The following is a 12,331-nucleotide window of genomic DNA, read 5'->3' as shown; positions in this document are numbered from 1 at the left end:
TGCGTCACCTGAGCCGACGGAGTCTCATGATGGGGGCGGGAGCGGTCGCCGGAGCCGGCGCCCTGGCCGCCTGCGGCGGAGTGGCCGGAGGCGGTGCGTCCAACAGCGCCCTCCGCTACGCCTTCTGGGGCAACAACGTCAGGCAGACCAACTATCAGAAGGCCTTCGACCTGATGGCGGAGCAGAACGAGGAGCTCGCACTCACCGTCGAGTTCGCCGAGTACTCCGCGTTCCAGGAGCGCATGACGACCCAGATGGCCGCCGGGAACGTGGCGGACATCTTCTGGATCCCCTCCGCCCAGGTCATGACCTACTACGCCAACGGCCTCTACCGCCCCCTGGATCAGGTGGAGAGCCTGGATCTCAGCGACTACTCCGAGTCGGACCTGCAGGACTTCCTGCTGGACGGCGGCCACAACACGATGCCGTTCGGCATCTTCGTGCCCGTCATCCGCTACAACGCCACCTTCGTCCAGGAGGACGGCGTGGACTGGCCCGACTCGTGGGACTGGGACGGCTTCGCCGAGTTCGCCAAGGAGTACTCCGCCGAACATCAGGATCGCTGGGCAGTCGCCTACGCGGCCGACGCCGACCTTCCCTTCGAGGGCTGGCTGCGCCAGCACGGCGAGCAGCTGTGGAGCGAGGACGGTCGGATCGGGTACACCCAGGAGGGCCTGGAGAGCTGGTTCGCCTGGTGGGAGGACCTCCGCGGCGCCGGCGCGACGCCCTCCATCGGCGAGCAGGACGGCGTCGGGGCGAGCTGGGAGGACGTGGGCGACCGCTGCCTGGCCTGGTTCAGCAACTCCAACCACATCGTCGACGATGCGACGATGTTCCCCGAGCACGAGTTCGCGCTCTCGCATCTGCCGGTGGACCCCTCGGCTCCCGCCGGTCACCAGTTCCTGTACTTCCCGCGCCAGGCCATCTACTCAGGTTCCAGCGACGAGAATGCCGAGCGCGCCGGCGAGGTCTTCAACTTCACCACCGGCGACGTCGAGATGCTCAAGATCGTCGGCCTCACCATGGGCGCCCCGGTGAATCCGCGGGTAGCGCAGGAGTACGCCGAGTTCGCGAGCCCGACCGAGACCGCCATGCTCGAGATCGTCACCGAGGACCGGGAGGCGGACCGGAGCCCGCGATTCGAGGCCCCACCGGGCTCGAGCACCTGGCGCACGGTGATGACGCGCGTCCTCGAGGAGATCACCCTCGGCAGTTCGAGCATCCCCGACGCCGCCGCCTCGATGATCGCGGAGATCGAGCAGGGCATCGACCGAGCCGCGAGCGGTGAGGAGTCCTCGTGACGGCCACTCTCCGCCCGGTGGACGCCCCCAGCGGGTCGCCGCCTCCGGAAGCCCGGACCCGAAGGAGCCGAGGCCGGCGCAGCCAGGAGCTCGCGGCGCACCTGTTCATGTCCCCCTGGCTGATCGGCCTGGCTCTGGTGACCGCAGCGCCGATGCTCGCCTCCCTGTACCTGTCCTTCACGGACTACAACATCATGTCCTCGCCGCGGTTCGTGGGCCTGGACAACTTCGTGCGGATGGCCGGGGACGCGCGCTTCTGGTCGTCGGCCCGGGTCACCTCCCTCTACGTGCTCGTCTCGGTGCCGCTGCAGCTGGCATTCGCGCTTCTTCTGGCTCTCGTGCTGGACCGCGGGCTGCGGGGCCTGTCGATCTACCGCAGCGCCTACTATCTGCCGTCGCTGCTGGGCTCGAGCGTCGCTGTCGCCGTGCTCTGGAAGCAGATCTTCGGACAGGAGGGCCTGGTCAACCAGGCGCTGGACCTCGTCGGGATCCAGGGCGGGAACTGGTTGCAGAACCCGGACAGCGCCCTGTGGACGCTGATCATCCTCAACGTCTGGACCTTCGGATCACCGATGGTGATCTTCCTGGCCGGGCTGCGCCAGATCCCCGAGGAGCTGTACGAGGCCGCACGGGTCGACGGCGCTTCGCAGCTGCGGATGTTCCGCCACATCACGATCCCGCTGCTCACGCCGATCGTCTTCTTCAACCTGATCCTGCAGACCATCGGATCGTTCCAGGCGTTCACCCAGGCGCACGTCGTCAGCGGAGGGACCGGCGGCCCCGTCGATTCGACGCTGTTCTACACGCTGTACATCTATCAGCAGGCGTTCGTGAACTTCGACATGGGGTACGCCTCCGCCCTCGCCTGGGTGCTGCTGCTGGCCATCGCGGTGATCACCGCCGTGCACTTCACCCTGTCCCGGTACTGGGTCTTCTACGGAGATTGATATGTCGACTTCCACGCTCGACGCCGAGCCGTCCCTCGACGCGCAATCCGCCCGCGGCCCCGCTCCGCGGTCCATCCGACGGTCCCGCCGCCGCGGGGCGATCCTGCACCACGGCATCCTCATCCTGTTCGGCCTCTTCATGCTCTACCCGCTCATCTGGATGGCGGTCAGCGCGTTCAAGCCCTCTCACCTGGTGCTCACCGACCCCTCGATCATCCCCACCGAGCTCACGCTCGAGAACTTCGTCGACGGCTGGGTCGTGGGAGGTTTTCCGTTCTGGGTGTTCTTCGGCAATTCGGTGGTCATCGCCCTCAGCTCGATCCTGGGCAACCTCCTCTCCTGCTCGCTCACCGCTTACGCGCTGGCGCGGCTGCAGTTCCGGGCCCGGAACGTCTACTTCGCGATCGTGCTCGTCACGGTGATGCTGCCGATGCACGCCGTGGTCATCCCGCAGTACATCGTGTTCTCGAACCTGGGCCTGGTGAACACGTTCATCCCGTTGATCCTCCCCAAGTTCCTGGCCACGGACGCCTTCTTCATCTTCCTCATGGTGCAGTTCATCCGCGGGATCCCGCGCCAGCTGGACGAGGCCGCATCCATCGACGGGGCCGGGCCGTTCCGGGTGTTCCGGAGCATCATCCTGCCCCTCATGGTCCCGGCACTCATCACGACCACGATCTTCACCTTCATCTGGACCTGGAACGACTTCTTCGGCCAGCTGATCTATCTCACCGACTCCTCTGTGTTCACCGTGCCCATCGCGCTGAACGCGCTTGTCGACTCGGAGTCCAATCAGGGCACCGGGACGCTCATGGCCATGTCCCTGCTCTCGCTGATCCCGCTTCTGCTGTTCTTCGCCTTCGCGCAGAAGCACCTCATCCGCGGGATCGCGACGACGGGCCTCAAGTGAGCGGCGGTGGCTCGGCGCCGGGCCTCATCGGTGTGATGCGCGGTGCCCGGGCGGATCTCGCGGCGATCCGCGAGATCGCCGGGGCCGCCCGCGTGCTCGACCTCGAGGACGCCGACCCCGTTCCGGAGCTCGCCGCGCTCCTGGGTGCGGAGCCCTTCGATGACTTCTCTGCGCTTCCTCACCTGCGGTGGGTGCACAGCGCCGCCGCCGGCGTGGACGGATGGCTGGCCTCCGGCCGCCTGCCGGAGCAGGTCACGCTGACGTCCGCCGTGGGCAACGGTGCGATCCCCCTGGCCGAGCACGCATTGATGCTGATGCTCATGCTCAGCCGGGACGCCCCGCGCTGGGCCCGGGCGCAGAGCCGGCGCAGCTGGGAGCGCCGTGCCCACGGTGAGCTCGCCGGGGCACGGCTGGGAATCCTCGGCTACGGCAACAGCGGCAGGGATCTTGCGGCCAAGGCCCTCGCGTGTCGCATGGAGGTGAGGGCCCTTCGCCGGCGAGAGGGCGCCGTGCGAGACGGCGGTGTCCGCCTGCTCCGTGGGCCCGATGGCCTGCGCGAGCTGCTCACGACCAGTGACTATCTCGTGGTGACCGCCCCGCGCACCGCCGAGACCGCCGGGATGATCGGCGCCGCACAGATCGCGCAGCTGCCGCCCGGCGCCGCGATCATCGTCGTCTCCCGCGGCGGGATCGTCGACGAGGATGCGCTGCTCGCGGCCCTGCGATCCGGGCATCTCTCCGGCGCCGGCCTCGACGCGCACGCGGTGGAGCCGCTGCCGCAGGACAGCCCGCTATGGGATGCGCCCGGAACGATCATCACCCCGCACAACGCCGCGACCACTGCGGGCACCGCCCGGCGCGGCCGGCAGATCATGCTCGAGAACCTGGAGCGGTGGGTGCGCGGGCAGGAGCTGCGGAACGTCGTGGATCGGACAGCGGGGTACTGAACCCGGCGGCCGCCGTTGACGCCGGCGGCGGCGCGGGCATACAGTTCCCTCCGTTCGCAGGATTGTGACTCCCTCGAGGCAAGACCTGGCGCTGCACCTCCGCCTGGAGTCCCCATGTCCTCCGCCGTCACCGGCGACGCGCGCCCCGACACCGATCGTCCTGCATCGGCCCCGTCGTGGAAGACGCGCCTCTCCTCCCCGTTCAAGAACCTGCAGAAGGTCGGCAAGGCCTTCATGCTGCCGATCGCGATCCTCCCCGCCGCCGGGCTGCTGCTCGGCGTCGGCGGGGCGCTGTCGAACCCGACGACCGTCGCCACCTACCCGGTGCTCGACAACGCCCTGGTCCAGGGCCTGTTCACCGTCATGGCCGATGCCGGGACGGTCGTGTTCACCAACCTCGCCCTGCTGCTGAGCATCGGCCTGTGCATCGGCCTGGCGAAGCGGGACAAGGGCACCGCGGCGCTCGCCGGCATCGTCGGCTACCTCGTGATGGTCGGGACCACCGCCTCCATGCTGAAGCTGTTCGACCCCGAGGGCGAGGCGATCGACACCGGCATCGTCGGCGCGCTGGTCATCGGCGCGATCGCGGTGACGCTGCACAACCGCTACCACGACATCCAGCTGCCGCAGGTGCTGGGGTTCTTCGGCGGCTCCCGCTTCGTGCCGATCGTCGTGTCCCTGGCGGCGATCCCCGTCGGCGCGGCCTTCTTCCTCATCTGGCCGCCCATCCAGCATGCGCTGGTCGGCGCGGGGGAGTCCATCGCGACCCTCGGTCCGGTCGGCACGTTCCTGTACGGGTTCCTGCTGCGCCTGTCCGGGGCGGTGGGCCTGCACCACATGATCTACCCGCTGTTCTGGTACACGCCGCTGGGCGGGACCGAGACCGTCGCCGGCGCGAGCGTCGCCGGGGCGCAGAACATCTTCTTCGCCCAGCTGGCCGACCCCGGCCACCAGGGCCTGTACACCGAGGGCACCAAGTACTTCGCGGGCCGGTTCGACACGATGATGTTCGGCCTGCCCGGCGCGTGCCTGGCGATGTACCACTGCATCCCGGCGGAGCGCCGGAAGAAGTTCGCGGGCCTGTTCGTGGGCGTCGCGGCGACCAGCTTCATCACCGGCATCACCGAGCCCGTCGAGTTCATGTTCCTGTTCGTGGCGCCGCTGCTGTATGTGCTGCACGCCTTCTTCGACGGGCTGTCGTTCCTCGTCGCGGACCTGCTGGACATCCGGATCGGCAACACCTTCTCCGGCGGGGCCATCGACTTCACGCTCTTCGGGATCCTGCAGGGCAACGCGCAGACGCACTGGCTGTACGTCATCCCGGTCGGGATCCTCTGGTTCTTCCTGTACTACGTGTCCTTCCGCGTCCTCATCACCCGCTTCAACATCAAGACACCCGGCCGCGACGCCGCGGCGGTCGAGGAGGAGGCCGTCCCGGCCGAGGTCCCGTCGGCCGGCGACGCGCCGGCGGGCGCCGCTGCCGCCGCCTCGGCGGGCGCGGGCCGCACCGCGAGGGCGGGCCGCCGCGAGGAGCTCGAGGAGACCAGCACGCAGATCATCGCCGCGCTCGGCGGCGCGGAGAACCTCGAGGACGTCGACGCCTGCATCACCCGCCTGCGGGTCTCCGTGCTCGATCCGGGACGCGTCGACAAGGCCCGGCTGAAGCAGCTCGGCGCGGTCGACGTGTTCGAGGTCGCCGGCGGCGTCCAGGCCGTCTACGGCGGGAAGGCCGTCCTCTACAAGGGCATCATCAACGAGATGATCGGGCACGACGACTGATCGTCGGGAAGGGAACGGGAATGTTCGGATTCGGCAGGAAGAAGAGCGGCGCCGCCGCCCCCGCGGCCGATGCCGCGCGCATCGACAGCCCTGCCCGCGGGAGGATCCTCCCGCTGGCGGAGGTGCCCGACCCCGTGTTCTCCGGCGGCCTGGTGGGCCCCGGCTTCGCGGTGGACCTGGATGAGGGAGAGGTGCGCGCCCCCGTCGCGGGCACCGTGGTGATGATCCCCGAGACCCTGCACGCGGTGGGGATCCGCGCCGCCGGCGGCGCCGAGGTCCTCGTGCACGTGGGCGTGGACTCCGTGACGCTGAAGGGCGAGGGCTTCACCGCCCGCTGCGCCGTCGGGGACCGCGTCGAGGCCGGCCAGGTCCTGATCGAGCTGGACCTCGGGCTGCTGCGGGAGCGGATCCCCTCGACCATCACCCCCGTCGTCGTCAGCAACGCCGACGGATACGAGGTCGAGGGGCCGATGCTCGAGGCGCCGGGCGGCCGCGGCGTGCTGCTGGTCCGGCCGCGATGATCCCGCCGCAGCGCCTGGTCGTCCAGCGCGTCCACAACAACAACGTCGTCCTCGCGCTGGACGAGCAGGGGCGCTCCGTCGTCGTCACCGGGCCGGGCGTCGGCTTCGGGATGCGGCGCGGAGTGCTCGTGGACACCGCCAGGGCCGAGGCCGTGTACGTCCCCGCGGACGCCTCCCGGGCGACCGCGGCCGCGGGGACCCTCGCGGAGATCCCGCGGGAGGAGGTCCTCGCCGCCCGGCGCATCGTCGAGGAGGCGCAGGCCCTCACGGGGCTGGCCCGCCCCGAGATCCTGCTGCTGCCGGTGGCCGATCACCTGCACCACGCGATCGACCGCGCCCGCCGGGGCACGGTGATCGACCTGCCGCTGGTGTGGGAGGTCCGCCAGCTCTACCCGCGCGAGCTCGCCGCCGGCCGCCGGGCGCTGGAGATGATCCGCGACGGCCTCGGCGTGCAGCTCCCCGCCGACGAGGCCGCCGCCTTCGCCCTGCACTTCGTCTCGGCCGGGTTCACCGGGGCGGTCCTGGACCGCACCGTGACGATGACCCAGTCGCTCACCGAGATCTTCGACCTGCTCGACGGGCGGCTGGACGGCCCCCTGGATCGCGACGGCGAGGCCGCCGCCCGCTTCGTCACCCACCTGCGCTACCTGTTCGTGCGCCTGGCCGAGGGGCGGCGCGTCCACGACGTGCCGCCGCTCATGCAGGGAGCCCTGGAGACCTCCGTCCCGGCGACCATGGCCCTGGCCCGGGAGGTCGCCGCGCTGCTGCAGGACACCTGGGGCCACGACGTCAGCGAGGACGAGACGACCTACATCGCCCTGCACATCCACCGGCTGGTGGCCGATGCCGGGCTCACGCTCTGACCCCCGCACCCCGAGCCGGCTCCCGGTCGCGCCGATCCCCGGAAGGACACCCATGCATCCGCTCCTGACCGCCCTCGAGGGCACCCTCATCGTCTCCTGCCAGGCCTACCCGGGGGAGCCGATGCGCGATCCCCGCACCATGGCGAAGGTCGCCGCGGCCGTCGCGTCCGGCGGGGCGAGCGCCGTGCGCGCCCAGGGCCTCGGGGACATCCGCGCCGTGGCGGCCGCCGTCGACGTGCCCGTGATCGGGATCTGGAAGGACGGCGCCGAGGGCGTCTTCATCACCCCCACCCTCGAGCACTGCCGGGCGGTCATCGCCGCCGGGGCGGACATCCTCGCCCTCGACGGCACCCGGCGGCCCCGCCCCGACGGCCTGAGCTTCGCCCAGACCGTCGCGGCGCTGCGGGAGGACGGCTTCACCGGCCCGATCATGGCCGACTGCGACAGCGTGCCCGCGGCGCTCGCCGCCGCGGAGGCCGGGGCCGACATCATCGGCACCACCCTGGCCGGCTACACGGGGGAGCGGGCACGGACCGACGGCCCCGACCTCGCGCTGCTGGGCGAGCTCGCGGGCCGGCTGCCGGACAGCGCCGTGCTCGTCGCCGAAGGGCGCGTGCACACCCCGGCGCAGGCGGCCGCCGCCCGGGAGGCCGGGGCGTTCGCCGTCGTCGTCGGCACCGCGATCACGCACCCGACCACGATCACGGGATGGTTCCGGGAGGCCGTGGCGGGCACCTGACCGGCGGGACCCGGCCGCCAAGGCCGTCAGCCCGCGAACACCCCGACCACGAGGTTGATGGCCGTGGCCACGACCGCCGCGCCGAACACGTAGGACAGCAGGCTGTGGCGCAGGACCACGGAGCGGATGTCCGTGCGGGAGACGGCGGTGTCGGTCACCCCGTAGGTCATGCCCACGGCGAAGCTGAAGTAGAAGAAGTCCTGGTAGCAGGGCTTCTCGGGCGAGTTGAAGTCGATCCCTCCGGGGGTGGGACCCGAGAAGTACAGGGCGGCGTACCGCGCGGTGTACATGAGGTGCAGAGCCGCCCAGGTGAGGAACACGCCCGTGAGCGCGAGGGCCGCCGCGAGCGGGCCGGCGTGCTCGCCGCCCAGCACCAGCAGCAGCGCGATCCCGGCCAGCCCGGCGAGGGACGCGCCGGCCACCACGACCTCCTCGGTCAGCGGCGGCAGGGCCTCGCGGCGGGCATCGGCCCGGGTGGTGGCGGCGTCCATCGGCCACAGCACTGCGGTCCCGGTGACCAGGAACAGCAGCGCCGCCGCGTTGATCCCCGCGAGGACGCCCAGCGCCGCGTTCGCGAGCAGCGCCGTGAGGATCGCGGCGGCGAGGCCGCCGGCCACGGCGCAGGCCAGCCGGCCCGTCGGCCGGTGCAGGAACGCTCTGATCACGCCCCGAGCGTAGTGCAGGGCCCCCGGCGGCTCGGGAGCGGCGCGGGCCCTCGCATATCCTGGGCCGCATGGCCCCTCCTGCGCGTCGCCCCACGTCAGCTGATGTCGCGGCGCGCGCGGGGGTCTCCCGGGCCACCGTCTCGATGGTGCTGAACAACCGCGTGGAGGGCACGGTCGCGCCGGCCACCCGCGAGAAGGTGCTGCGGGCGGCCGAGGAGCTGGGCTACGCCCGCTCGGCGATCGCCCTCTCCCTGAAGCAGCAGCGCACCCGCACCATCGGCCTGATCACGGACGAGATCGCGACCTCGCCCTGGGCCGGCCGCATGGTCCGCGCCGCATCGATGGCGGCAGCCCGGGCGGACTACATGGTCATCACCGTCGACCTCTCGCTGCGCGACGCCTCGGTCGAGGGAGCCCTGCGCACGCTCGCGGAGCGCCAGGTCGACGGCCTGCTCTACGCGACGATGGGGCGCCGGGTGGTTCCCGCGCCCGCCGCGCGTCCGGGCCTGCCCATGGTCCTGCTCAACTGCGAGACGGCCGACGGCCCGGACGGCGCGGAGTCGGCGGCCGCGGGATCCTCGAGCGTGGATCCGCAGCTCGTCGAGCCGCCGTCCTTCGTGCCGGACGACTACGAGGGCGCGCGGAGGGCGGCGCGGCGCCTGGCCGAGGTGGGGCACGAGCGGATCGTGATGCTGAGCGGCGGCGACAGCTCCGTGGCCTGCCTCGAGCGCGAGGCCGGGTTCCGCGACGAGCTGGAGGAGCGGGGGCTCGAGCCGGAGGTGGTCGACGCCGGCTGGCAGATGGACGACGGATACCGCTGGCTCACCCTCCTCCTGCGTGAGGAGGCGCCGCCGACGGCGGTCTTCTGCATCCGCGACCGGGTGGCGGCGGGAGTCCTGCATGCCGCATCGGCCGCCGGGCTGCAGGTCCCGCGCGATCTCTCCGTGATCGGCTTCGACGACGAGGACTATTTCGCCGAGACCCTCACACCGCCGCTGACGACGATCGGCCTGCCGCATGTGGAGATGGGGGAGCAGGCCATGGCGCGGCTGCTGGCGCTGATCGACGCTCCCGAGGCCCCGGGGGCCGGCGCCGCACCGGCCCCGGTCCGCATCCCCTGCCCGCTCGTCGAGCGCGAGACCGTGGGCCGTCCCCACGACTGACCTGCGGGCCGCGACCGGGCCTTGACACGTGTAGAAGCTGCGATCCATACTCATGCCCACAGCTTTTACACGTGTATAAGCCATCGGCTGCAGGACGGCAGCGCCCGATGGCCCGGACTCGACGCAGAGGACCCCCATGAGCACATCGACAGACGTGACCCGCCGCGCTCTCCTCGCCGGTGCGGGCATCGCCGGCATCGCCGGCACGGTCGCCGCCTGGCCGCGGCTGACCGGCGCGGACATCCCCGGGCGCGGAGAGGACGCCCTGAACATCCTCATCATGGGCAACTCCACCGACGCCGCCGGCCGGCAGCAGATCGCCGACGGCTTCATGGAGGAGCACCCCGACATCCCCGTGCGGATCCAGGCCATCCAGGCCGCCGACTGGGCGGACTTCTTCGCCAAGGTCCTCACGATGGTCGCCGCCGGCACCGAGCCGGACATCGTCTACACCGCGACCGAGGGCGCGCAGCTGTTCGCCGAGCGCCTCGCCCTGCCGCTGGACGAGTACGTCCTGCGCGACGCCGAGCAGATGCGGGACTACTTCGAGGACGTCCACCCCAGCCTCATCGAGGCGTTCCTGTACAAGGGGAGCCTGTACCAGCTGCCGCTGGACTTCAACGCCGCCAACATGTACCTCAACCTCGACGTGATCGAGCGCAACGGACTCGAGATGCCCGGCGAGGACTGGAGCCGCGACGACTTCACCGAGCTGCTGCGCGGCATGCAGGGCGACGCCACCCCGTACTTCTGGACCAACCGCCTGTTCGGCGGCATCGTCCCCTGGCTGTACGTCAACGACACCTCCTTCCTCGTCGAGGAGAGAGCCCCCGGCGGCGAGGAGCTCTGGTCCACGTTCTATCCCGGGGAGACCTCCCGCTCCGGCGGCTACCTGTGGCAGCGGTCCAACGCCCTGGACCCCCGCGTCCACGAGTCCTTCGAGTACGTGCGCTCCCTCATCGAGGAGGGCCTGGCCGTGCGCCCCGAGGAGGGCGGCGGCAACGCGCTGGTGGGGCTGTTCGCCTCCGGGCGCATCGGCTCCACCCCCGCCGGCGGCTACTGGGTCCAGGGCCTCGCCGAGGGCGGCATGCGCCCCGACCAGTTCGACGTGCAGTTCTTCCCGCGCTGGCGCACGCAGCGCCACCAGTTCGGTGCCGCCGGCTACGCGGTCATGCGCACCACGAAGAAGGCGGACCAGGCCTGGGAGTGGATCAAGTTCTCCTCCTCGAAGGCGGCCATGGAGCTGGCGTTCCCCACCCCGGCGACCACCCCCACCCGGCGCTCGATGGTGAACGACAACTTCTACACCGGCACGGGCCCCGAGCACTGGAGCCGCTTCTACGAGACCCTCGACCGCTTCCCGACCTCCGGTCCCATCCCCGCGCCGCCGCAGCAGGCCGCCGTGGAGACCGCCCTGATCCGCAACGTCTCGACCGCGCTCAGCGGAGGCCCCGACGGGGTCGCCCGCGCCCTGGAGAACCTCGACGAGGACCTGCGCGCCGTCTTCGAGGAGGAGATCGCATGACCACCGCCACCCGCCCCGCCCCGAGCCCGGCCGCTCGCCCCGCCGCCCGCTCGCCCCGCCCGGATCCGGGCCACCGCAGCGCCATCGTCCTGCGCTGGGTGTTCCTGGCCCCGACCATGCTGGGCATCGGCCTGTTCGTGGTCCTGCCGATCCTCGCCTCGCTGGTCCTGGCGTTCTTCCGCTGGGACATCATCACCGCGCCGGAGTTCGTGGGGCTGCGCAACTTCCTGGACATCGCGGCAGATGAGACGGTGCGCATCTCCTTCCTGAACACGACCGTGTTCGTGATCGTGGCCGTCTCGGCGCAGCTGGCGGTCGCCATGCTGCTGGCGGTGCTGGTGCAGTCGCGCATGCCCTCCTGGCTGCGGGTGTTCCTGCGCTCGACGTTCTTCTTCCCGCTGGTGCTCTCCGCGGCGAGCGTGTCGATCCTCATGCGCTACCTGTTCAACGAGTCCTACGGCGTCATCAACTGGCTGCTGTCGCTGGTCTCGATCCCGGCGGTGCCGTGGCTGACCTCCCCGCAGTGGGCGATGGTCGTGGTGATCGCCGTATACGTGTGGCAGAACTTCGGCTTCTCGTTCCTGCTGTTCATCGGCGGCCTCGCGGCGATCCCGCGGGACGTGTACGAGGCCAGCTCGATCGACGGCGCCACCGGCTGGAGGCAGTTCCGCAACATCACGCTGCCGCTGGTCAGCCCGACCATCCTGGTCGCCTCGGTGATGGCGATCATCTCCGCCCTGCAGGTCTTCGACCAGCCCTACGTCCTCACCCGCGGCGGCCCCGGCGATGCCACCCGCACCGTGGTGATGGTCATCTACGAGAGCGCGTTCCGCGAGCTCGAGTTCGGCCGGGCCAGCGCGATCGGCCTGGTTCTCATGGTGCTGATCATGCTCGTCACCGCCGCCCAGTTCCGGCTGGCCAAGTCCTTCGTCTTCTACCAGTGACCGCGTCCTCACCGCCGAGCACGCCGC

Annotated in this window: 12 protein-coding genes; 11 read left to right on the top strand and 1 reads right to left on the bottom strand. The window is 70.9% G+C overall.

Annotated features, from left to right (window positions below; translation table 11 throughout):
- The first annotated feature begins 26 nt into the window (after positions 1-26).
- From ABD234_RS14795 to ABD234_RS14760, 8 genes are all read left to right on the top strand, one after another.
- Positions 27-1,301 carry an ABC transporter substrate-binding protein gene (locus ABD234_RS14795; protein ID WP_344357748.1) on the top strand — a complete coding sequence of 425 codons (1,275 nt, stop codon included), beginning with the start codon at positions 27-29 and terminating at the stop codon, positions 1,299-1,301.
- A 17-nt stretch (positions 1,302-1,318) separates the two neighbouring features.
- The gene (locus tag ABD234_RS14790) at positions 1,319-2,248 is read left to right on the top strand and encodes a carbohydrate ABC transporter permease (protein ID WP_344357860.1); all 930 of its coding nucleotides are present in this window, start codon (positions 1,319-1,321) and stop codon (positions 2,246-2,248) included.
- 1 nt (position 2,249) lies between these two features.
- On the top strand, positions 2,250-3,158 hold the full coding sequence (locus ABD234_RS14785) for a carbohydrate ABC transporter permease (protein ID WP_344357745.1): 909 nt from the start codon (positions 2,250-2,252) through the stop codon (positions 3,156-3,158).
- Positions 3,159-3,193: 35 nt separating this feature from the next.
- Positions 3,194-4,105: a D-2-hydroxyacid dehydrogenase gene (locus ABD234_RS14780; RefSeq protein WP_344357742.1), complete on the top strand. Its 912-nt coding sequence runs from the start codon at positions 3,194-3,196 to the stop codon at positions 4,103-4,105.
- 114 nt (positions 4,106-4,219) lie between these two features.
- Positions 4,220-5,884, top strand: a complete 1,665-nt coding sequence (locus ABD234_RS14775) for a PTS transporter subunit EIIC (RefSeq protein WP_344357739.1) — start codon at positions 4,220-4,222, stop codon at positions 5,882-5,884.
- Positions 5,885-5,904: 20 nt separating this feature from the next.
- Entirely contained in the window at positions 5,905-6,405 is a 501-nt protein-coding gene (locus ABD234_RS14770; protein ID WP_344357736.1) for a PTS sugar transporter subunit IIA, read from the top strand.
- Positions 6,402-7,268 carry a PRD domain-containing protein gene (locus ABD234_RS14765; protein ID WP_038374534.1) on the top strand — a complete coding sequence of 289 codons (867 nt, stop codon included), beginning with the start codon at positions 6,402-6,404 and terminating at the stop codon, positions 7,266-7,268. Before ABD234_RS14770 ends, ABD234_RS14765 begins: the two co-directional genes overlap by 4 nt.
- A gap of 52 nt (positions 7,269-7,320) precedes the next feature.
- A complete protein-coding gene (locus tag ABD234_RS14760; RefSeq protein WP_344357733.1) occupies positions 7,321-8,007 on the top strand; it encodes an N-acetylmannosamine-6-phosphate 2-epimerase in 687 nt (228 codons plus the stop codon).
- Positions 8,008-8,033: 26 nt separating this feature from the next.
- Here ABD234_RS14760 and ABD234_RS14755 read toward each other — a convergent pair whose 3' ends face one another.
- Entirely contained in the window at positions 8,034-8,672 is a 639-nt protein-coding gene (locus tag ABD234_RS14755) for a DUF1345 domain-containing protein (protein WP_344357730.1), read from the bottom strand.
- Positions 8,673-8,740: 68 nt separating this feature from the next.
- Here ABD234_RS14755 and ABD234_RS14750 point away from each other — a divergent pair, with 68 nt between their 5' ends.
- The 3 genes from ABD234_RS14750 (at position 8,741) to ABD234_RS14740 (ending at position 12,304) form a co-directional block, all read left to right on the top strand.
- On the top strand, positions 8,741-9,835 hold the full coding sequence (locus ABD234_RS14750; protein ID WP_344357727.1) for a LacI family DNA-binding transcriptional regulator: 1,095 nt from the start codon (positions 8,741-8,743) through the stop codon (positions 9,833-9,835).
- 136 nt (positions 9,836-9,971) lie between these two features.
- Positions 9,972-11,360: an extracellular solute-binding protein gene (locus tag ABD234_RS14745; RefSeq protein ID WP_344357724.1), complete on the top strand. Its 1,389-nt coding sequence runs from the start codon at positions 9,972-9,974 to the stop codon at positions 11,358-11,360.
- The gene (locus ABD234_RS14740) at positions 11,357-12,304 is read left to right on the top strand and encodes a carbohydrate ABC transporter permease (RefSeq protein ID WP_038374530.1); all 948 of its coding nucleotides are present in this window, start codon (positions 11,357-11,359) and stop codon (positions 12,302-12,304) included. The genes ABD234_RS14745 and ABD234_RS14740 overlap by 4 nt, the downstream gene beginning before the upstream one ends.
- The last annotated feature ends 27 nt before the right edge of the window (positions 12,305-12,331 follow it).

This window comes from Brachybacterium phenoliresistens, from assembly GCF_039530785.1.
Taxonomy (GTDB): domain Bacteria; phylum Actinomycetota; class Actinomycetes; order Actinomycetales; family Dermabacteraceae; genus Brachybacterium; species Brachybacterium phenoliresistens.
Note: the sequence above shows the minus strand (reverse complement) of the source record. Positions and strands in the feature narration are given on the sequence as shown.

Excerpts from the sequence above, each read along its gene's own strand:
- ABD234_RS14745 (WP_344357724.1), top strand. The coding sequence starts at position 9,972 with ATGAGCACATCGACAGACGTGACCCGCCGCGCTCTCCTCGCCGGTGCG.
- ABD234_RS14740 (WP_038374530.1), top strand. The coding sequence starts at position 11,357 with ATGACCACCGCCACCCGCCCCGCCCCGAGCCCGGCCGCTCGCCCCGCC.
- ABD234_RS14760 (WP_344357733.1), top strand. The coding sequence starts at position 7,321 with ATGCATCCGCTCCTGACCGCCCTCGAGGGCACCCTCATCGTCTCCTGC.
- ABD234_RS14750 (WP_344357727.1), top strand. The coding sequence starts at position 8,741 with ATGGCCCCTCCTGCGCGTCGCCCCACGTCAGCTGATGTCGCGGCGCGC.
- ABD234_RS14785 (WP_344357745.1), top strand. The coding sequence starts at position 2,250 with ATGTCGACTTCCACGCTCGACGCCGAGCCGTCCCTCGACGCGCAATCC.
- ABD234_RS14795 (WP_344357748.1), top strand. The coding sequence starts at position 27 with ATGATGGGGGCGGGAGCGGTCGCCGGAGCCGGCGCCCTGGCCGCCTGC.
- ABD234_RS14770 (WP_344357736.1), top strand. The coding sequence starts at position 5,905 with ATGTTCGGATTCGGCAGGAAGAAGAGCGGCGCCGCCGCCCCCGCGGCC.
- ABD234_RS14780 (WP_344357742.1), top strand. The coding sequence starts at position 3,194 with ATGCGCGGTGCCCGGGCGGATCTCGCGGCGATCCGCGAGATCGCCGGG.
- ABD234_RS14765 (WP_038374534.1), top strand. The coding sequence starts at position 6,402 with ATGATCCCGCCGCAGCGCCTGGTCGTCCAGCGCGTCCACAACAACAAC.
- ABD234_RS14775 (WP_344357739.1), top strand. The coding sequence starts at position 4,220 with ATGTCCTCCGCCGTCACCGGCGACGCGCGCCCCGACACCGATCGTCCT.